The 21,811-nt window shown below is 29.1% G+C and carries 21 protein-coding genes; 17 read left to right on the top strand and 4 right to left on the bottom strand.

What is annotated here, in order from left to right; genetic code table 11:
• Positions 1–179: 179 nt before the first annotated feature.
• The 8 genes from KGF52_RS06310 (at position 180) to KGF52_RS06275 (ending at position 7,301) form a co-directional block, all read left to right on the top strand.
• Complete coding sequence (locus tag KGF52_RS06310; RefSeq protein ID WP_227839502.1) at positions 180–2,270, top strand: molybdopterin-dependent oxidoreductase; 2,091 nt, start codon at positions 180–182, stop codon at positions 2,268–2,270.
• Between the two features lie 86 nt (positions 2,271–2,356).
• Entirely contained in the window at positions 2,357–2,692 is a 336-nt protein-coding gene (spoIIAA, locus tag KGF52_RS06305; protein WP_227829681.1) for an anti-sigma F factor antagonist, read from the top strand.
• A gap of 13 nt (positions 2,693–2,705) precedes the next feature.
• A complete protein-coding gene (gene spoIIAB / locus KGF52_RS06300) occupies positions 2,706–3,134 on the top strand; it encodes an anti-sigma F factor (RefSeq protein WP_227829680.1) in 429 nt (142 codons plus the stop codon).
• Between the two features lie 22 nt (positions 3,135–3,156).
• Complete coding sequence (gene sigF, locus KGF52_RS06295) at positions 3,157–3,921, top strand: RNA polymerase sporulation sigma factor SigF (RefSeq protein ID WP_227433403.1); 765 nt, start codon at positions 3,157–3,159, stop codon at positions 3,919–3,921.
• Positions 3,922–4,149: 228 nt separating this feature from the next.
• Positions 4,150–4,587 carry a stage V sporulation protein AC gene (gene spoVAC, locus KGF52_RS06290; RefSeq protein WP_003418420.1) on the top strand — a complete coding sequence of 146 codons (438 nt, stop codon included), beginning with the start codon at positions 4,150–4,152 and terminating at the stop codon, positions 4,585–4,587.
• Positions 4,588–4,722: 135 nt separating this feature from the next.
• Entirely contained in the window at positions 4,723–5,736 is a 1,014-nt protein-coding gene (spoVAD, locus tag KGF52_RS06285; RefSeq protein ID WP_227839501.1) for a stage V sporulation protein AD, read from the top strand.
• Between the two features lie 12 nt (positions 5,737–5,748).
• Positions 5,749–6,111 (top strand): stage V sporulation protein AE, encoded by a 363-nt coding sequence (spoVAE, locus tag KGF52_RS06280; RefSeq protein ID WP_169468704.1) that lies wholly within the window; start codon positions 5,749–5,751, stop codon positions 6,109–6,111.
• A 170-nt stretch (positions 6,112–6,281) separates the two neighbouring features.
• A complete protein-coding gene (locus KGF52_RS06275) occupies positions 6,282–7,301 on the top strand; it encodes a LacI family DNA-binding transcriptional regulator (protein WP_227839500.1) in 1,020 nt (339 codons plus the stop codon).
• Between the two features lie 123 nt (positions 7,302–7,424).
• Here KGF52_RS06275 and KGF52_RS06270 read toward each other — a convergent pair whose 3' ends face one another.
• Entirely contained in the window at positions 7,425–8,294 is an 870-nt protein-coding gene (locus KGF52_RS06270) for a LysR family transcriptional regulator (RefSeq protein ID WP_227839499.1), read from the bottom strand.
• A 148-nt stretch (positions 8,295–8,442) separates the two neighbouring features.
• Here KGF52_RS06270 and KGF52_RS06265 point away from each other — a divergent pair, with 148 nt between their 5' ends.
• From KGF52_RS06265 to KGF52_RS06250, 4 genes are read left to right on the top strand one after another with little or no spacing between them, the layout of a single operon-like run.
• The gene (locus KGF52_RS06265) at positions 8,443–9,285 is read left to right on the top strand and encodes a DUF3100 domain-containing protein (RefSeq protein WP_227839498.1); all 843 of its coding nucleotides are present in this window, start codon (positions 8,443–8,445) and stop codon (positions 9,283–9,285) included.
• Positions 9,286–9,299: 14 nt separating this feature from the next.
• Entirely contained in the window at positions 9,300–9,764 is a 465-nt protein-coding gene (locus KGF52_RS06260) for a hypothetical protein (RefSeq protein WP_227829675.1), read from the top strand.
• Between the two features lie 13 nt (positions 9,765–9,777).
• Positions 9,778–10,923, top strand: coding sequence for a M20 family metallopeptidase (locus tag KGF52_RS06255; RefSeq protein ID WP_227839497.1), 1,146 nt, complete (start codon positions 9,778–9,780; stop codon positions 10,921–10,923).
• 38 nt (positions 10,924–10,961) lie between these two features.
• Positions 10,962–11,897 carry a DUF1177 domain-containing protein gene (locus KGF52_RS06250; protein WP_227839496.1) on the top strand — a complete coding sequence of 312 codons (936 nt, stop codon included), beginning with the start codon at positions 10,962–10,964 and terminating at the stop codon, positions 11,895–11,897.
• Positions 11,898–12,081: 184 nt separating this feature from the next.
• Here the strand turns inward: KGF52_RS06250 and KGF52_RS06245 are convergent, their stop codons facing one another.
• Positions 12,082–14,751, bottom strand: coding sequence for a transglycosylase domain-containing protein (locus KGF52_RS06245; protein WP_227839495.1), 2,670 nt, complete (start codon positions 14,749–14,751; stop codon positions 12,082–12,084).
• Between the two features lie 214 nt (positions 14,752–14,965).
• Between KGF52_RS06245 and yunB the strand changes: the two genes are divergently transcribed.
• Positions 14,966–15,664 carry a sporulation protein YunB gene (gene yunB / locus KGF52_RS06240; RefSeq protein ID WP_227433393.1) on the top strand — a complete coding sequence of 233 codons (699 nt, stop codon included), beginning with the start codon at positions 14,966–14,968 and terminating at the stop codon, positions 15,662–15,664.
• Between the two features lie 260 nt (positions 15,665–15,924).
• Here yunB and KGF52_RS06235 read toward each other — a convergent pair whose 3' ends face one another.
• Positions 15,925–16,932 (bottom strand): SpoIVB peptidase S55 domain-containing protein, encoded by a 1,008-nt coding sequence (locus KGF52_RS06235; RefSeq protein WP_227839494.1) that lies wholly within the window; start codon positions 16,930–16,932, stop codon positions 15,925–15,927.
• Between the two features lie 227 nt (positions 16,933–17,159).
• On the opposite strand from KGF52_RS06235, the gene KGF52_RS06230 reads away from it, so the two are divergent.
• The 4 genes from KGF52_RS06230 (at position 17,160) to KGF52_RS06215 (ending at position 21,256) form a co-directional block, all read left to right on the top strand.
• Positions 17,160–18,044 carry an N-acetylmuramoyl-L-alanine amidase family protein gene (locus KGF52_RS06230; protein ID WP_227839493.1) on the top strand — a complete coding sequence of 295 codons (885 nt, stop codon included), beginning with the start codon at positions 17,160–17,162 and terminating at the stop codon, positions 18,042–18,044.
• 342 nt (positions 18,045–18,386) lie between these two features.
• Complete coding sequence (locus KGF52_RS06225; RefSeq protein ID WP_227839492.1) at positions 18,387–18,563, top strand: hypothetical protein; 177 nt, start codon at positions 18,387–18,389, stop codon at positions 18,561–18,563.
• A 472-nt stretch (positions 18,564–19,035) separates the two neighbouring features.
• The gene (locus KGF52_RS06220) at positions 19,036–20,586 is read left to right on the top strand and encodes an ABC-F family ATP-binding cassette domain-containing protein (RefSeq protein ID WP_227839491.1); all 1,551 of its coding nucleotides are present in this window, start codon (positions 19,036–19,038) and stop codon (positions 20,584–20,586) included.
• Between the two features lie 28 nt (positions 20,587–20,614).
• Positions 20,615–21,256 carry a TIGR01906 family membrane protein gene (locus KGF52_RS06215; protein ID WP_227839490.1) on the top strand — a complete coding sequence of 214 codons (642 nt, stop codon included), beginning with the start codon at positions 20,615–20,617 and terminating at the stop codon, positions 21,254–21,256.
• Positions 21,257–21,364: 108 nt separating this feature from the next.
• Here the strand turns inward: KGF52_RS06215 and KGF52_RS06210 are convergent, their stop codons facing one another.
• Positions 21,365–21,625 carry a cysteine-rich small domain-containing protein gene (locus tag KGF52_RS06210; RefSeq protein WP_227839489.1) on the bottom strand — a complete coding sequence of 87 codons (261 nt, stop codon included), beginning with the start codon at positions 21,623–21,625 and terminating at the stop codon, positions 21,365–21,367.
• Between the last annotated feature and the right edge of the window lie 186 nt (positions 21,626–21,811).

Below are 21,811 nucleotides of genomic sequence, written 5' to 3'. Positions count from 1 at the left end.
ATTTAACTTATCAAGTTAACTTTTAATGTGATACAAAAGAGAAAATGAAAAATGTCTAAGGTATTTTTAAATTTATTTTGATAAAATATATTTATGTCTTCAGCAGAATATTTTAAGTATACAAATTTTAATAAAAATATAGTGAATAGGTAGCGGTTATAAGGAGAGAAAGATATTTTATGGATACAATAAAGAAATTAAGTCATGGATGTACACTAGATTGCCATGATTGTTGTAAATTTAATGTTTATACTAGCGGAAATAATGTGATAAAAATTGAAGGAGATAGGAATCATCCTTATACAAAAGGATTTATATGTAAAAAAGGGTTGGCTCATTTAGATAGATTAAATCATAAAGATAGGATAGAGACTCCAATGTTAAAGGTAGACGGTCTATGGAAAAAGATTTCTTTTGATGAAGCATTAGAGATAATGGCAGATAAACTCCTATATTATAAAGAACATTATACATCAAAGTCTATTATGCACTATGACCAATATGGAAGTGGGTCTATATTAAAATATATAGGAGATGTATTTTTTAATTTTTATGGAGGAGTTAGTAGACATAAGGGGGGGCCATGTTGGAGTGCAGGAATGCATGCCCAAAGGTATGACTTTGGAGTAGCTAAGGGACATGCTATAGAAGATATGCTAAACAGCAAGAGTATCTTTATATGGGGAAAAAATCCAGCATATACTACCATTCATACTATGCAAATAATTAAAAAAGCTAAAGAAAAAGGGATAAAAATAGTAGTCATTGACCCTATATATACAAAGACTGCTCAAATGGCAGATAAGTACATACAAGTAAGCCCTGGAACAGATGGAGCATTAGCTATGGCTATGGCAAAAATTATAATAGAAGATAACTTGCATGATGAAGAATATATAAATTCATATGTTGTTGGTTTTGAGGAGTATAAAAAATATTTGGATTCATTAGATTTAAACTTTTTAAGTGATGAATGTGGTGTTAAAGAAAAGGATATAAGAGAGTTAGTTAATTTATATGCTAATAAATATTCAAGTATAAACGTAGGTTATGGTCTTCAAAAGTATAAAAATGGAGGAAATACAATAAGAGCGATAGATGCCTTAGGAGCTATAACAGGTCAAATAGGATTTAGTGGTGGAGGAGTGAATTATGCTAATAAGGTTTATCAAAATGTGATAGATGCTGACCCTTATAATAGTCAATCATATGGAGAAGATAGGGAGTTTTATGTAAGTAATATTAGCAAGTTTATAGAAGAATCTTTAAAAGACAATACACCGAATGAAGCTAATAATATGTTAGAGAAAACAAATAATATATTGAGTGAATTTGATAATATGTCAAGTAAATTACTAAAAGGAAATATTCCTATAAAGATGGCAGTAATAACTAAAAGTAACATGTTAAATCAGTTGCCAGATTTAGTAGAATTAGAAAGAGTTTTTTCAAAGATTGAATTTAAAGTATGTTTTGATATGTTTATGACTGACACAGCTACTTTATGTGACTTATTTATACCTTGTACAAATACGCTTGAAAGTGAAGATATAATTTATAGCTCAATGACTAATCCATATATAACATACAATGAAAGAGCAGTAAAACCAAAGCATGAATTGATGGATGAGTATTATTTCTTTATGGAGTTAGCTAAAAAGATGGGGCTAAGAGACTATCCTTTTGTATCAAAAAAAGAATACTTAGAAAAAGTAATTGAACCACTTAAACGCTTTGATAAAAGCCTAGATATAGAAAAACTTAAAAATAGTTATTTTACTATACATAATCCTATTGCTTGGGAAGATAAGAAGTTTGAAACTCCATCTGGAAAGTATGAACTTTATTCAGAAAGGATAAGAGATTTAGGAATTAGTCCAATTCCAGTGTATATAAGTAACAAAACTAGAAACTTTGAATATGAAAATAGAAAAAATATTTTTAGACTGTTAACTAATCACCATGCAGATACTTTGTTTAGTCAACACTTTATGGATAAGACATCTATAGCTCAAGCATATATAAATCAAAGTATGGCTAAAAAAATAGGTGTTAAGAATAAAGAGATTGTAGATTTAAAGTCAAAAAAAACAAAGATAGATGTTCAGATAAATATAGATAACAGAGTAAGTGATTATATAGTAAAAATGTATGTTGGATGGTGGAAGAAACATGGCAATCCTAATAGTTTAACAGATACTGGTATATCGGATATTGGTGGTCAAGTAACATATAATGAAACGATGGTAGAAATAATACGACAAAACTAGTTAAATTTCATTGAAGGAATAGAAATAAGATTATAGAATTGATTAAAAGTTACTATTTTTACAAAACTATTGAAGGAGGGATTTTGATGGTAAAATATTCCTTAGAACATAAGAATCTATACATAGAATTTATGTGCTCAGAACTAGACCACCATGTAGCTAATGAAATAAGGGAAGAAATAGATAACTTATTAAGTGTTAATCAAGTAAAAAATGTTGTATTTGATTTTGGAAATATTAATTTTATGGATTCTTCAGGTATAGGTGTCATTATAGGTAGATATAAAAAAATTTCTAATGAAGGGGGACGAGTTTCAGTAATTAATATAGGTTCACGAGTTAAGAAAATTTTTGATTTATCTGGGTTAAATAAAATTATTGGCATTTATGATACGTATGAAGAAGCTCTAAGTTCTTTGTAGGGAGGAGTATGTGATGAATAATATTATGGAAGTTAAATTTTCGGCACTATCAGAAAATGAAAGTTTAGCAAGAGTTATAGTAGCATCATTTGCAGCAAAATTAGACCCAACAGTAGATGAATTAGTTGATATAAAAACTGCTGTCTCTGAGGCTGTTACAAATGCTATAATACATGGATATGAAGAAGACAGTTCTAAGTTTGTTTTTTTGAGATGTGAGATAGAAGGAAATACTATAAAAATTGTAGTTGAAGATGAAGGGTATGGAATAGAAAATGTGGAGAAGGCAATGGAACCACTTTATACATCAAAACCAGAACTTGATAGATCAGGAATGGGATTCACAGTTATGAAAAGCTTTATGGACGATGTAGAGGTAAGTTCTAGAAAAGATAATGGCACTAGAATTGAAATGACTAAAAAAATAAATTTGCCTAAATAAAGTCCAAAAGTGAGGTTTTATTATGGAAGTAACTGTTGCCAGAGAAGAAAAAAAACCTCTTCTTAGTCATGAAGAGACTCTAGAACTTATTGATAAAGTTCAAAATGGAGATGAAGAGGCAAAAGAAATATTAATATCAAGTAATTTAGGTCTAGTTAGGAGCGTTGTATCTAGATTTTTAAATATAGGGTATGATAGAGAAGATTTATTTCAGTTAGGTTCTATAGGTTTAATAAAATCAATATATAAATTTGACCCAAAATTTAATGTTAAATTCTCTACTTATGCAGTACCGATGATTCTAGGTGAAATAAAGAGATATTTAAGAGATGATGGTATGATAAAAGTATCAAGGTCATTGAAGCAAATAGCTGTAAAGGCCAAGATGGAAAGTGAAGCTTTAACTAAAAAGCTAGGTAGAGAGCCAAGTATAGAAGAAATAGCTCAAGCATTAGATGTAGAAAAAGAAGATTTAGTAATGGCTATGGAAGCTAACTTTAATGTAGAGTATTTGCAAGGTGTTATTCATGAAGAAGAAGGTTCTCCAATCTGTCTTATTGATAAGATAAGCATGAAAGGAGAAAGTGAGGAAGAAAAAGTTGTAGATAATATATTATTAAAGGACATACTTGGAAGGCTGGATAAGAGAGAACGTCAAATAATAGTTCTCAGATATTTTGAAGATATGACTCAAAGTGAAATAGGAGAAATGCTCAATATATCACAGGTTCAAGTATCAAGAATAGAGAAAAAAGTATTGTCTAAGTTAAAAGAATATATATCATGATAATACTTATAATATATTAAGTTTTTATATTAAGTTTTTAAGTTTCGATTAAAAAATTATAAGTTCAAATAAAAAATATTAAAAAACAAGGTGTCTTTATAATAGAAAATAAATTATTTTCTTTATTAGGCATCTTTTTTATTTTTTGACAAAACTTTAGGTGTCTAAAATAAATTATAGGTTTATTTTTTTAAAATTAACAAATAATACTTTAGAGAGGTGTTTAGTATGGATAAAAATTATAAAAAGTATGTAGACCAAATAAGCCCAAAACCTACATATTTAAAAAACTATACACTTGCATTTATTGTAGGTGGAATTATTTGTATGATAGGGCAAGCTATAAATGATTTATACATGAAAGTTGGAGGGCTTGATAAATTAGGTGCTAGTTCTGCTACATCAATAACACTAATATTTATAGGGGCATTTCTAACTGGATTAGGAGTTTATGACCTAATCGGAAAAAGAGCAGGAGCTGGTTCTATAATACCAATAACAGGTTTTGCTAACTCAATAGTATCTCCTGCAATGGAGTATAAAAGAGAAGGATATGTATTAGGTGTAGGTGCAAACTTATTTAAAATTGCAGGACCAGTTTTAGTTTATGGTATAGGTTCTTCTATTTTATGTGGAATTATTTATTATATTTTTAAAATGTTTTAGATGATTTTTATTTAATTTAAACTTTATTAATTAACTATTAGCTAGAAAATTTATCTATTAGAAAATAGCTATGAAAATTTCAATTAATATTAAAGGATTAAATAGTAAAATTCAAAATTAAAAAGGTGTGAAAATATGAAAAATAAAAGAATTGGAAAAAGAACAGTCAAGCTAGAGAATAAACCAACAATAATATCAGCGGGTACTATAGTAGGTTCTAAAGAAGGTGAAGGACCGCTAAAGGATTATTTTGATATGATTATGACCGATGATTTATATGGTGAAAAAACTTGGGAATTAGCTGAAAGTAAAATGGTAGAGACTGCTTCACAGAAAGCCATACAAAAGTCAGGAAAAAAACTGTCAGATGTAAATTACATGTTAGGTGGAGATTTAATCAATCAAATAGTACCAGCATCTTTTGCTGCAAGAGAACTAGCAATTCCATTTTTGGGTATATATGGTGCTTGCTCTACAATGGCAGAAGGACTTTGCATAGGTTCTATGCTTGTAGATGGTGGTTTTGCAGATTTAGTGCTATCAGGTACATCAAGCCATTATTGTACAGCAGAAAGACAATTCAGATTTCCACTAGAACTAGGAAATCAAAAGCCAATGACAGCTCAATGGACAGTTACAGGAGCAGGAAGTGTTTTACTAGCTCCTAATGGAGAAGGTCCTAAAGTAAAATATGTTACAGTTGGAAAAGTAATAGATAAAGGTATTGATGATGGTAATAATATGGGACCAGCCATGGCTCCAGCAGCAATAGATACTATATATTCTTATTTTGAAGACACTAATGATGACCCAAATAGCTTTGACATAATTGCCACTGGCGATTTAGGTACACTTGGAAAACAGATAACAGAAGATTTTTTAAAACAAAAAGGTGTAGATATTTCAAAGTGTTATACTGATTGTGGTATAGAAATGTTTAACCTTAAAGAGCAAGATGTTCACTGTGGTGGAAGTGGATGTGGATGTTCAGCTACAGTATTTGCAGGATATATATATGAAAAGTTAAGAAAAAAAGAATTTAACAAAGTAATGCTCGTATCAACAGGAGCACTATTATCACCAACAAGTACACTACAAAAGCAAACAATACCATGTGTTGCACATGCAGTAGTAATAGTAAATGAGTAGGATGTGATATATATGTTAATGGACTATGTAAGAGTATTTATTGTAGGTGGAATTATATGTTTAATAGCCCAAGTAATGATGGATTATTTTAAGATGCAAACTCCATATGTTATGGTAACATATGTAACATCTGGTGTAGTTTTAACTTTTCTAGGACTTTATGAGCCATTAGTTAAGTTTGCAGCAGCAGGTGCAACCGTTCCTATAATAGGATTTGGATATTCACTTGCAACAGGAGTGATAAAATCAATACAAAGTGATGGATTTTTAGGTATTTTTCTAGGTGGAACAACTGCTACAGCTGGTGGAATAGCCGCAGCTATATTTTTTGGATATATTATGTCAGTAGTATTTACACCAAAAGCAAAACCATAAAATCACTTAAATATATGATAAGTTTTTTTATTAAAATAGGTAGATATCTTTTTAGATTCTACCTATTTTTTTATAGTTACAAGCGTTTACATAATCAAGTTGACAATTATTTACAACATGGTGTAGTATTATATTAGCAAAAATAAAATGAAGTGAAGTAGGGGATAAAGATGGTAACTATTAAAGATATTGCAAAGAACCTAGGCATTAGCTATTCAACTGTCTCTAGGTGCTTAAACAATAATCCTAATGTATCTGAAAAAACAAAAAAGAAGGTAGTGGAAGAGGCTAACAGGCTAGGGTTTCATTTTAATGTAAATGCGAGAAATCTAGCAAAAAAAGAAACAAATAGAATAGGGGTAATCTTTTCAAATAATTTTAATCATCAAGACACTAGAAAATTTTTTAGTGATATAATGGACAGTTCTATAAATTCTATTGAGACTAATAAGTACGACTTTATAATACAGCCTAATAATAACATTAGTGGTGACAGTAATGTCTATAAAATGGTTAATGGACAAATGGTTGATGGATTAGTAATAGTGTCTCAATCAATAAAAAAAGAAGAGTATGAGTTTTTAAAAGACAATAATTTTCCACATGTATTCATATATTTTAAGCCATCTTTTGTAGGAGAAGTAGATAATTTCTTTTGGGATGATAACGTATATGGAGGTTATATAGCTACTAAGCATTTAATAGATCATGGTCATAAAAATATAATAACAATAACTTCAGAAGATAAGAGTTCAAAAATGCACGAAGATAGAACAAAAGGGTATTTAAATGCTATGGAAGAAGCTAATTTAAAGACTGATGTAATTGAATCTAGAATGGATTTTGAATCTCAAGTTGAGCTATTAAAAAAATATATTGATAAAATAAAAAAAGCCTCAGCTATATTTGTGCAACAAGATGTACCAGCTATTTCTATAATACAAGAATTAAAAACTACTTATAGTATAAATGTACCAGAAGACATATCTGTAATAGGATATAATAATATTGAATTGATATCTTACTTTAGGTCACACTTATCAACAATAGATGACCCAAGAGAACAAGTTATAAAAAATGGAGTAGATAGTTTAGTAAATACAATAAATAAAAAGAGTACAGAACATATCCCAAGAAAACTTTATCCAAGACTAATTATAAGAAACAGCGTTAATAGAATAAAAAACTAAAAGTAGTCCAGTTGATTATAAAATTTAATATGAATAAAAACCTGCATAAAAATAAAAATACTGGAATGAAAACTCATTCCAGTATAAAGTCCAACCTTTTGGGTCTCAGTGCAACATTGAGCTTTACCATTTATTAAGATAGTTTTTTATAAAATCAATAAACATCCTTGTTGACTTGTTTAAAAATTTATTATCTGTCCAATATAGCTCAATAAATTGCTCACATCTTATATCATTAATAGGCAATAGTTTAATAGAAGATTCATAATCTATACACCATGATTTTTCAGGAATAAATCCAACTCCATGACCTTCTTTTATCAAATTATAAACAGTTGAAGGAGAATCACATTCAAAACATACATTAGGTTCAAAGTCAGCATAGTTACAAAATCTATCTGTAATTTTTCTGAAATTTGTACCTTCTTCTAAACATATAAAATTCTCATTTTGTACATCTTTAAAATATATACTGTTAAGCTTTGATAGTGGATTGTTATAAGGTATACCTATAAATATTTCTTCACTAGTTAATACTTCATAATTTGATGATTTAAATTCAAAGCAATATGAAGTAATACATATATCAAAATCGTAGTCAAATGTTGATTTTGGAACATGTTGCATTAATTTGAATGAAATATTTGGATGTAATTTTTTAAATTCACTAAGTACATCTAAAATTAACCTTGATGCAGTAAGTACGATTAATTTGATTTGGTCAAACTCACTACAAGCTAAATCTTTTATTTCTTTAGTTGATGTATCTAATAAATTAAGTATTGAATCAACTCTTTTAAGAAAAATATTTCCGCAATAGTTTAATTTAATAGACCTTCCTTTCCTGTCAAATAATTTTACACCTAAATCCATTTCAAGTAGAGCTATACTTTTACTAAGTGCTGACTGTGTTACATGTAATTGCTTAGCAGCATTAGTCATATTTTCAGTACGAGCTATAACTTGAAAATATTTTAATTGTAATAAATCCATGATGTTTAATCCTCCTTTTGCTTTATGACTAAAAGCATATAAAAATAATGAAAAATTTATATTATACATTATCGATGAGAGAATATATAATTAAATCACTAACAATTATATTGTAAGAAAATTATAAAAATTGCAAGGAGGTACAGAAATGAAAGGAAAGACAGGAATTAGAAATGCTCTGATAGCAGCCTGTATAATTACAGTATTGGCTGAATTAATTGGGCCTATTTCATTTAAAGTTATGGGTATTAATATAACTTTACTTAGTATACTATGGGCTATCTTTATAGGTATGGCTGTGTCCCCTCATTTGTTAGGAAGGATTATACCAGCTTTAAAAAAGTTTATAGGAGATAATGAAATAAATGTATCTCCATATCTTTTATCCTTAACTCTATATCCATTGGGAATCATGTTTGGAATTAATGCAGGGCCTAAAGTTGGTATATTACTTCAAGCAGGACCAGCACTTTTATTACAAGAGTTTGGTCATATGGGTACAATGTTAATAGCATTACCTGTTGGAGTAGCATTAGGTCTTGGAAGAAGTGCATTAGGAGGAACTTTTTCATTATGTCGTGACACAGCACTAGGAATTATTGGGGATAAGTATGGATTGAATTCACCAGAAGGTATAGGAACATTAGGAACTTATATAAGTGGTAGTATCTTTGGAACATTATTATTTTCATTTTTGGCACCACTGGGTGTTCTTATAGGCTTTCATCCATATGCTTTAGCAATGGCATCAGGAATGGGAAGTGGTTCTATGATGGGGGCTGCAACAGCAGCATTGATGAATACTGTACCAAATATGTCTGAACAGATTTTAGCTTATTCAGCAACCAGCGGATTGATTACAGCTGTTACTGGAATATACATAGAATTATTTTTATCATTACCAGTTGCCAATTATTATTATAGTAAAGTGGCTCCAATTATTGAGAAGTTTAGAAGTAGAAAAAAAACAAAAACAAGAGATGTTTTATAATGGAGGGTGTATAGATGGAAAAGACTTTGAAGACTATTATGGAACAGATAAAGATAGTAATGTTCATATATATTATTATTTGCTTTGGACAGGCTATAGCACTTAAAACACAGGCTAAAGATTTGTTGATTGGAAGTGTATTTGGTTTTATATTAGTAATAATTGCTATTGTAATAAAGAATTTTGTTAAGAGACCAAATTTACCAGGTTTTGCATGGGCTACTTTGGTTGCGTTTGTATTATCACTTCCAATATCACCAGTTGGAGATTTTATAGCAAGTAATATAGGAAAAATAAATTTTATGTCTACAGTAACACCATTATTAGCTTTTGCAGGAATTTCTGTAGGTAACCAATTGGATATATTAAAGACTTTGAGCTGGAAGCTAGTAGTTATATCATTTATAGTTATGACATCTACTTATTTTGGTTCTGCTTTTATATCTCAAACAGTTCTAAAAATAAATGGAATGCTTTAAGGAGGTAGTAAGTATGGAAGAATTAAAATTAAAAATCAAAGAAGATATAAAGTTGTTATCTGATGAGAAAAAAGTATCATTTGAAAAGGTATCTAAATCTTTATTTGAAAATCCAGAATTAGCATTTGAAGAATTTAAATCACAAAAAGCATTATGTGATTTATTAGAAGAAAATGGATTCAATGTGACAAAAGGGGTAGGAGGATTAGAAACATCTTTTGAGGCAGTCTACTCAAATGGAACTGGTGGAAAGACAGTGGCTTTTTTAGCTGAATATGATGCACTTCCAGGTATGGGACATGCTTGTGGACACAATATTATAGGCACAAGTTCTGTTGGAGCGGGTATTATTTTAAAAGAAGTTATAAAAAAATATGATATAGAAGGAACTGTAAAAGTGTTTGGAACACCTGCTGAAGAAAGAGTAGGTGGAAAGATAACTATGATTAGAGAAGGAGTCTTTAAAGATGTAGATGCTGCATTAATTTTACATCCATGTGATGCTTCAATACCTGATGATATATCATTTGCTCAAGTTAATTTAAAATTTGATTTTAGTGGAAAAGCTTCTCATGCTGCTGCTTATCCTTGGGAAGGAAGAAGTGCATTAAGTGGAGTAATAGCATTGTTTAATAGTGTAAATAGCATGAGATTACATCTTAAAGATTATGCAAGAGTACATGGAATTATAACTGATGGAGGTAGTATACATAACATAATTCCCGAAAAATCTACAGCTATATTTAATGTAAGAGCATTAAGCATAGAATACCTAAATGAAATTTGTGATATGCTTAAAAATTGTGCTAAGGGAGCTGCAATTTCTACAGGAACTAGTGTAGAAGTAATTCAATTAGATGAGATATATAAAGAAATAAAAAATGATTCAAGATTAGTAAATATAGTTAGAGAAAATTTTGAAGTATTAGGTGAAGACTATATTGAAAGAGATTTAACTCAAGGTATTGGCTCAACTGATACTGGAAATTTAACTCATGAAATACCTGCAATACAAGCGTATATCAAATTAAAAGAAAACACTGCAACTCATACAGAAGAATTTGCTGTAGCTGCTGGTGGAGAAGAAGGAAAAATAGCACTTATAAAAGCAATTAAAGTACTAGCAATGTGTGGTGTAGATGTTTTGTACAGTAAATAATGTATTACTAAAAAATACATGAAGAAAGGACATTAAATATGATATTAAAACAAGTATTAGAGGTTTATGATATTTTAGACAAATCAACTGCAAGTGGAGAAGAAGTAAAGACATACTTACAAAGCTATGGTGGAGAAAATATAATAGTAAAAAAGCTTTCATCAAGTAAAGGTTCTACAGATTTAGTTAAGCTTACAATTGCTGGCAAGAATGGTAAATTAAAAGGAGGAAGTGCTCCCACTCTTGGTATTTTAGGCAGACTTGGAGGTATTGGGGCAAGACCAGAGGTAATAGGTTTTGTTTCAGATGGTGATGGAGCATTGGTAGCAATTTCAGTAGCAGCGAAACTTTTAGATATGCAACGAAAAGGAGATGTATTAGAAGGAGATATTGTGATTTCGACTCATATTTGTCCAGATGCTCCAACTAAAGAACATTATCCTACACCTTTTATGGATTCACCAATAGATATGATAACTATGAATGAAAATGAAGTTGACAGTAGTTGTGATGCAATACTTTCAATCGATACTACTAAAGGTAATAGAATAATCAATACTAGAGGATTTGCAATATCGCCAACTGTCAAAGAAGGGTACATATTGAAAACTAGTGATAATCTTTTAGATATTATACAGACTGTAACTGGAAAATCTCCATTTGTATTTCCTTTATCCATTCAAGATATAACACCATATGGAAATGACTTGTATCATTTGAATAGTATTTTACAGCCAGCAGTTGCTACAAATTCTCCAGTAGTTGGAGTAGCAATTACTACAGAAATGCCTGTTGCTGGATGTGCTACAGGTGCAACTCATTTTAGTGATTTAGAGTCAGCTGGTAGATTTGCAATTGAAGTTGCCAAATTATTTGGTGTAAATAAGTGTGATTTTTATGATAAGGAAGAATGGGATATACTTATCAAAAGATATGGTAAATTAAACACATTCCAGACTTTTGGTATACAATAAGCAAAAAATATAAAATTTATATAATTTGTAATACATAAATATTATAACAATTCCCACATTAATTATAATTACTAAAAAAGGAGTGTCTCATTGAGGATTTCTAAAAATCACTTTGAGGCAACTCCTTATATTTTTGTTTGAATTTTAAGTATTTATTAATATTTAAATATAATCTTTTATTAAACTAAGGTGTTGTATTTCCACCACCATCAGGAGGGGTGACAGTACCACCACTGTTTCCACCATCATCAGGAGGAGGAGTACCACCACTGTTTCCACCATTATCAGGAGGAGTAGTACCACCGCTATTTCCACCATTATCAGGAGGAGTAGTAGTACCACCACTATTTCCACCATTATCAGGAGGAGTAGAGCCACCACTATTATTACCTGAATTATTGTTGTTATTATTATTCTCTTCTTCTTGTTGATTATTATCTGGTTTCTTTGTATCTTCAGGAGATGGTTGAGAACTTACTCTAGAAGGAGCAGTACCTTCAATAAATGCTGCTTTAGAGCCAGAAGATTGCTTTCCTCCATCTTCTAAATTAATTTTTGTAAAATATACATTTTTAGGAACTTCAAATTCAGTAACTGTTAAATTTGCATGTATTTTTGACATAATTTTTTGCCAAAGTTTTGCTGTACTAGTACTTCCATGTGGAACATCTCTACGTTTTATGGTGTTACCAGCATCATCTTTTCTACCAGCATCATCTCCAATGTATGTTGCTCCTACATAATAAGGTGTATAACCAACAAACCAAGCATCATATGCGCTATTTGTAGTACCTGTTTTACCTGCAACAGGCATTTCTTTTGGAAGTGATGCAATACCACCTGTACCTTCAGTAATTACACTTTCTAACATATCTGTAACAACATAAGCTACTTCTGGGTCTACAACTTTATGTTCCTCAGGAGCGTTTTTAACTAATAATTGGCCATCAAAAGTAGTTATAGTAGTGTAAATAGATGGTTCTACATAAACTCCTTGATTTGCTAATGTACCATAAGCAGCAGCCATCTGAAGTGGAGTAATACCACTTGCCATACCACCAAGTGTTAATGATGGAAACTGTCTATCAGTTGCTCCTGTTTGGCTATTTTTAACAGTTGTTATACCAAAGTTCTTTAAGTAGTCCATCATTATATCTATACATTCATCGTAAGAATCTCCAAGCATTTCAGCAGTTTTAACTGCTATTGTATTTGAAGATTTAGCAAGTGCTTTACGTAAACTCATAGAACCATGACCACTAGTAGTAGTTCTTGGATTCCACTTATTATTTTCTTCAAATTTATATCCTCCTCTAACATCATTTAGAGCAGTTGATTGTGTAATCTTTAAAGTATCAATAGCTGGTGTATAAATTGCTAGAGGTTTTATAGAAGAACCTGGTTGATGAGGGCTAGTAGCACGATTTAAAGTTTTTCTGCCACTTATGTTTCTACCTCCAGCTAGTGCTCTTATTTCACCATTCTTGTAATCTAAAATTACCATTGCAGCCTGTGGCTGGCTAACTCCATCAGGTCCAACCATATGGCCTGGGAAATTGCTATTTTTATCAAATTCTTCTTCTAAAGCATCTTGCATTTTAGGGTCTATAGTTGTATTTACAATTAGACCACCATTGTAGAATAAGTTTTGAGCTTCATCATTTGTATGACCTTGTTCCATTAGGGCATTTATAACTTCACTTTCAATAAGGTCTTCTACAGATGAAGAAACTTTATCTGCTGATTTAGGTAATTTTATTTCTATCTTAGCATTAATTGCTTCATCATATTCTTTTTGTTTTATATATCCTAGGTCTAACATTTTCTTTAGAACAATTTCTTGTCTTTTCTTAGCTTCAGGATTGTTTATAGCTTTTCTGACAACTAATGTACCTGCTTTTAGTTGTCTATAAGTATCACTAGATATAAGTTCCCAAGTCTTTAATTTCTCAATCATATCAAAGTCTACTTGAGTTGGGTCATCTAAATCATCATCAGTTGTATTAACAAAAAATAATAATTTATTCTCTAAGTCACTCTTAGCTTCACTTCCATCTAATTTAGAAGTTTTGTAAGCTGAGAACCTAGATGGGTTTTTAGTTGAACCAGCAAGAAGTGCTGACTCAGCTATAGTAAGGTCAGCTGCAGACTTATCAAAATAACCACGTGCACCAGCTTCAGCTCCTGCAAGACCTTTTCCAACGAAGAAGTTATTTAAATAAGTTTCTAATATTTTGTCTTTACTTACTGTCTTACTCATCTCATATGCATAATAAATATCTTTTATTTTACGAGGTAGAGTTTGTTGCTCAGTAGTCAACAGCATCTTAGATACCTGCATAGGAATAGTACTACCACCTTGCTTGGTACCTGTAAGAGTTTTTAATACTGATCTAAATAAACCTTTAATGTCAACACCCTTGTGTTCATAAAAACGTTCATCTTCTATTGCAATTACTGCATGTTGAAGATGAGTTGAAATTTTATCTAATGGAACGGGTGTCTTTTTATTTACACTTGGAGCAGTAGATAATGTTTTTCCATTAGCGTATTTAATTGTAGTTGTTTGGTTGGTTTGTTTGTCTAAAACAGCTTCTGTAACTGGAGAGACATCTCTTAATGATGCAAATACTAATCCAGCAGTACCTGCTGCACCAACAACTAATAAAACTAAAAATACTATACCAAATACTCTTAGTCTTTTAAATTTATCGCTTTTTTTAGGTTTATTCTTGTTTTTAGTTGAACGAGTTTTGTTAGCTGAATTTCTATTAACTGGTTTATTTGAGTTACTAGATGAGCTAACCTTTTTTCTTCTGATTTTATTTCCATTTTTATCATTATCGTTATTCATAAGATTTTAACCTCCTTACTTAATGCAATATTATAACACAAATAGGAGTAATTTTGTAATTAATAGAAAAAATGAATTTGCTATAATATTCTTTACATTGTAGATATGTATAAACAAAATGTATTAATAAGTCTATATTTTTATTTATTTATTTTTGACAAATATTATAAAAATTATGCCAAAGTTACATATAAATAAATAGGAGGGGATAAATTTGAATAGAATAGTAGATAGAAAAAAGAAAAATGAATTTAGAAAAATTGTAGCTATTTTCTTGTTAATTCTTTTCTTGTCTGTATTTATAGGCAGTTTTATATATATAGATAAAAGTTTAAGACCAACAATTACAGTTCTAGCAGAAACAAAAGCTCTTGAATTAGCAAACAGGTCTATAAATAAAGCTGTTGCTGAAATGGTAGAAGGAAAAATAAATTATGAAGATTTAATGGATATACAGCTTGATAATAATGGAAAAATAACTATGATACAAGCAAATACTATTATGATGAATGAAATTGCATCTGCAATAGCTTTAGAAATACAAGATGAATTAAAAAAAGGTAAAACAGCAGACTCTTACATACCTATAGGAACAGCATTAGGAAGTCCTATATTAGCTAAATACGGTCCTAAACTTGAAGTATCTATTGAACCTATAGGAACAGTATCAGTAAACTTTAAAACGGAATTTGAGTCTTCAGGCATAAATCAAACAAGACATAGGATATATTTAGAAGCTCAAACCCAAGTAAAAGTTGTAATCCCACTTATAACTTCAACAAAACAAATTAAAGCTCAGATACCTATTTGTGAGACTATAATAGTAGGTGATGTTCCAGAAAGTTATGTAAATATACCTGAAAAGAACCTTGGGAATGTTCTACCTAACACTGGAAAAAATGCTAACAAGTAATATAGTGATGTTTATTTTTTGATAAATTTGAAATAATAGTTTATAAATAAAAATTTTGTAAATAATAAGTAATAAATAATAATTAAAATGGTTGTAATAAAAATTAATATAATTGTAATAAAAATTTGTGTTTTAAAGTATGTAAAATATTTAATATATTTGGTCTGTAGAGTGAAGGAATATATCTTCAGACCAAATATATTAGTAACATTTATTGAATGATGATTTAAAGTTTACAAATTACTTATAATATTTATTATCTATAACATCCATTTAATAAATACAGCATAACCGACAGCTGGGTCATTTTCAATGGCATGAGAGACTGCTCCTATTATTTTATCATCTTGTACTATTGGAGTACCACTCATACCTTGTACAATACCACCAGTTTGAGCTAAAAGTTTTTTGTCAGTGATTTTAATTTTAAAACTTTTACTCTCAGGATGATTTTGGTTTTCTATATCTACAATTTCAATATTATATTTTTTACATTCATTAAAGTTGTTTTGTAAAATTATTTGAGCTTTTCCTAGTTTAACTTCATTCAATGAAGCTACTTTATATTTTTTTAAGCTAGAAATATCAAAATTATTAATTTGACCTCTTATTCCAAAGTCAGTGTTTTCCGTAAAACTACCAATAATATTTTCTCTTTTTGCATTTATACATCCAACACTACCTCGATAAGATTTTTCTATATCAAGATGTTTAGTTGTAGAAATTGAACCTGATTTTATAGGTATTTTTCTTGAATTACCAACACTTATTGGGTGACCTACAGCACCGAATTCTGAGGTTTCTGGATTGATATAAGTCAAAGTAGCAAATCCAGAAAGTAAGTTATTAAAACTAATTTTTTCTAATATGTGTTTAGTTGTTTTCATTGTTAAAAGTTGACCACCTCTATTTAATAAAATAGAAACTGGTTTTTCTTCTGGTAAAGCATTTAGTGTATTAGCAAAATCACTATATCCATCAACTTCTATATTGTTTACTTTGATTATAGCATCACCTAATCTAAATGGAGATGCTTCACCAGGACTTCTAACAATGATATTTTTTAGTTCTGCATCAATTTGAAGAACATTTCCTATAGGTATTAAATATTGAGGTTCACTTTTTTGTAAATTTTGTGCATAAATTAAATTATTTGAGAAAAAATATAATAAAAATAAAAATGTTAAAACAATTGTAAATTTAGACTTAGCTAAGTTATTTCTTTTACTTAAAGCTTTATCTTTAAAATAAAAATTTTTAAATTGCATAGAATACCTCTTTCTTATTAAAATATTTTAATAATAAAATTGAAATTTTCTTGCTGCCTCAATATTATGTTGCTCAAGAATCAGTTTTTGATGCTTGGAAAACTGACTCAATAACACCTTAGTTTTCATAAAAATAAATAAATTAAACAAGGTATATGATAAAATAGATACATATTCATATAAATTTAAAATAGATAATAGCTGTCTATCATTGAAAGGAGCAAAAGATGAAAAAATATAGATTGTTAGTTACTTGTATAATTGCCATGGGAATTATAATTATAGGAACATCAAATCCAGTTACCAATTTTTACAAGACAACAAATTTAATTAATTCAGGTACTACTAAAAATGAAAAAACAGATAAAGATAAAGATGAAAATAAAAATATAAAAGATAAAGATGAAAATAAATCAAATTCAAAAAGCAAAAATGATAATAAGTCAGAGGATAATAAATCAGATAGTAAAACAGAAACTCAAAAAAATAAAAAGTTTTTAATTTGTATAGACCCAGGGCATCAAGGAAAAGGAGATAGTAATTTAGAACCAGTAGCTCCAGGTTCTTCATCTCAAAAAGCAAGAGTATCTTCAGGAACAGAAGGTATAGCCACAAAGAAAGCAGAGTATGTTTTAAATCTTGAAGCATCTGTAGTTTTAAAAAATATATTAGAATCTAAAGGTTACAATGTAATAATGACTAGAGAAACACATGATGTAAATATAAGTAACTCAGAAAGAGCGATACTTGCTAATGAGAAAAAAGCAGATATGGTTGTAAGAATACATGCAGATAGTTTAAATAATTCTTCAAAGACTGGTGCATCTATATTAGTTCCTGAGAAGGATGGAAAATATACAGCTCCTATATATGAAGATAGTAATAGATGTGCAGAATTCATCAAAACAAACATGGAACAAGCTGGAATACAAATAAATGGAATTGTTCAAAGAGGAGATTTGACTGGATTTAACTGGTCAAAAGTGCCAGCTGTATTAGTAGAGATGGGATTTATGAGCAATTATAATGAGGACCAAATGATGTCAAATCCAGAATATCAAAGAAAAATGATGCAATGTGTGGCAGATGGATTAGATGAGTATTTTAAATAAAACGTGAATAGAGAAAAAATTAGGTTGGTATTATTTTCCTAATTTTTATCTCTATTTTTTATTCAAAAAATAGTGAAAAAGCAAATTGCAAGGCTACATAATTGTTTGTATAAGAGCTTACAAATCTACATTAAATGGACAGATAGACATTTACACATATGACCTATATTTTCACAATAAATCCCAACTATATGGTTTTGTAAGGTTAGATAAGATTTAGGAAGAATTTAAATTTGATATACTTTATTAAGAAAAGACCAAAAAAAGAAGAAAACAACAAAAAGAATTATGTGTATTATAGGAAGAAAACTAAATAAAGAAAACTTTTTACTATTACGAGTTTTGATTAATGAAATAATATATGAGACAGGATATAAACCAGCAAGTAGCATAGTAACTAAAGCAATCACAGATTGTATAAGTTCACTGAAAATTTTCCAGTCTACCATTCCTAAATCAGCAACAGAAATGATAGTTCCAATCCATGTTATTAGAGAAAAAGGAATTGGCAATGCATAAATAATATACATAATAATGAAATATTTTTTCTGTTTCATAACTATTTCTCACCTCCGTTTAGATAAATAACCTGTAGTACCAACTTATCGCCTAAAGCAAGCAAATGTAAATCGGTTTTATTCCATTCTAATAATTGTATTTATAAATATCAAATGATTTGTATTATGTCACAATTTTATATTACTGTTCATAATAAATTTTGTTTATTTGAGAACAAATCAGAAACCATTTTATAATTTCAAGATTAAACAGGCTACAAAGAAATTATAGCATGCATGTGCTTTTTTAGTCGATAAATAAGTTCTATTATTGATGAAAGTATCTATTTTTTATTTTACATAATATAATGATGAAGTTTATTTTTGGTTAAATTGTTGTAAATATAACTAAAAATATTGGTAATACTTGATTTAACTTTCAAAAGAATATATTATAGTATAGAATGTGTAAAATTTTTTTGAGAGGTGTTAAAATGCTAGTAGTAGAAAACGTAAGCCACGGATTTGGTGCAAGAACAATATTAGAAAATGTATCCTTTAGACTTAGAAAAGGTGAACATATTGCACTAGTTGGCGCTAATGGAGAAGGAAAATCGAGTTTTTTAAATATAATAACGAAAAAGCTTATGCCTGATGCTGGAAATATAAAATGGTCTTCAAGAGCTACAGTAGGTTACTTAGACCAACATACAGTATTAAGTAAAGGTAAAAGTATAAGAAAAGTGCTTAGAGAAGCTTTTAAGCATATGTTTGATTTAGAGCAAGAAATGATTGCTATGTACGACAAAATGGGAGAAGCTAGTGATGATGAGATGAGTAAGCTTCTTGAAGAAACAGCAGAGATACAAACTATACTTGAAAATAGTGGTTTTTATATGATAGATGCAAAGATACAAGAAGTTGCAAATGGTCTTGGTCTTGGAGAAATTGGTCTTGATAAGGATGTAACTGATTTAAGTGGAGGTCAAAGAACAAAAGTACTTCTGACTAAACTTTTACTTGAAAATCCAACTATTCTTATACTGGACGAGCCTACAAACTATTTAGATGAGGAACATATAACATGGCTTACTAGGTATCTTCAGGAATATGAAAACAGTTTTGTTCTAGTATCACATGATATTGACTTTATAAATAATACTTGTAATGTAATATATCATATGGAAAATGGTGAGTTAAATAGATATAAAGGTAATTACGATGAATTTGTAAGACTGAATGATATAAAGAAACGTCAAGAAGAGCAAGCTTATGATAAACAAGTTGAAGAAAGAAAGAGATTAGAAGATTTTGTAGCCAGAAATAAAGCTAGAGTTGCAACAAGAGGAATGGCTAATAGTAGACAAAAGCAACTAGATAAGATGGAAATACTAGAAAGACCAAAGGAAAAGATAAAACCTACTTTCTCTTTTAAAGATGCCAGAGCAGCAAGTAAAATAATTTTTGAAACGGAAGACTTAGTTTTAGGTTATGATGAAGCATTAACAAAGCCACTTAACTTCCATTTAGAAAGAGGAAAGAAGATTGCTTTAAAAGGGATGAATGGTATTGGAAAATCTACTTTATTAAAGACTTTACTTGGAATAATAAAACCATTTGAAGGAAGTGTTAAGCTAGGTGATTATTTGGAGCTTGGATATTTTGAACAAGAGAGTTCAAGAGAAAATAGTAATACACCTATGGATGAAATTTGGAGTGAATTCCCAGGGCTTACAAACTTTGAGGTTAGACAGGCTCTTGCAAAATGTGGACTTACAAATGAGCATATAACTAGTCAAATGAGAGTACTAAGTGGTGGAGAAGCTGCAAAGGTTAGACTTTGTAAAGTAATGCTAAAAAATATAAACTTCTTAGTACTAGACGAGCCTACAAATCACTTAGATGTTGAGGCAAAAGATGAATTGAAGAAAGCTATCAGAGAATTTAAGGGAACAGTTCTTTTGGTATGTCATGAACCAGAATTCTATTCAGACATTGTAGATGATGTATGGAATATAGAAGATTTTACAACTAAAATCGTGTAGTGATTTAATTTATTACTGGGGGGATTTCATGAAAAAGTTTCTAAATATAATTTTTTCAGTGTGTATCAGTATAGTTATAATAGTAAGTGCTATTAATTTTACTGTTGGATTTAAACAACTTTATTATTTTGATATTGATTATTTAAACATATCAGAGTTATCTGGTTTATCTAAAGATAATATAAAATTAAATTATGATTACTTAATAGATTACAACCTAAGTAAGGATGTATCTGAGTTTAAGTTACCAACATTAGAATCTTCTCCAGAAGGGAAAATACATTTTGAAGAAGTGAGAAATATATTTCAAAATATCAATAAATTATCTAAGTTATTAATGATAATTTCTTTGATAGGAATTATATTAAGTGTAAAAAATAAAAATATAAAACTACTAAAAACTACATCAATGACATTGATAATCATGCCAGTAGTGTTGGCACTTCCTATTTTGTTGAATTTTGAAAAATCATTTATTATTTTTCATAAATTATTATTTAGAAATGATTATTGGATATTTAATCCTGACTTAGACCCAGTTATAAATATGCTTCCAGAAGAATTTTTCTTTCATGCTGGACTGATGATTTTGATATTGATTTTTGCAGTAAGTATGTTGCTTTCTGCAATGTATAAATTATGTAAATTATTTAAAAGTAGAAAGATATAAGGTAGAACGATATAAATTAAAACTTATACAATAAAAATAGCTATGTAATACTATTTAGACTAAAAGTAGTCAATAAATATTTATACATAGCTATTTTTAATAAAAAAATTATTTTTTGCAAGTAATTTTAACTAAGTCTTGAAATTTTCCCATAATATAATTATAATTATCTTTTTTATGAGGTAGCATACAGCTACTGCAGTCTTTAATGCCTTTCTCTGTGTACTTAAAGTTTCCTCCACAATTTTCTCCTAAAGCATATAAAGGACAATAGCAAAATAAACAGTTAAATTCTTTTGGTTTATTCGTTTTATGACAAGGGAAAAACTCACAATCTTTGTGATTAAAAAATTTATAATTTTCGCCCATATTTTCCTCCTAATTTAAATAAAATATCAAATCTTTTATAAGTATATAAGATTTTGGTGATAATATAATTATACTAAATATTCTTATTTAATAGTTGATAATATAGTATTATTAATCATATTATTAATGGTATAATTAGTAAATAGATAAATAATGTAAGTGTTTAATACAATTATATTATGCTTT

The sequence above is a fragment of the Clostridioides sp. ZZV15-6597 genome, from assembly GCF_020657815.1.
Taxonomy (GTDB): Bacteria; Bacillota; Clostridia; order Peptostreptococcales; family Peptostreptococcaceae; genus Clostridioides.
This window is presented reverse-complemented; position numbering and strand designations above follow the sequence as displayed.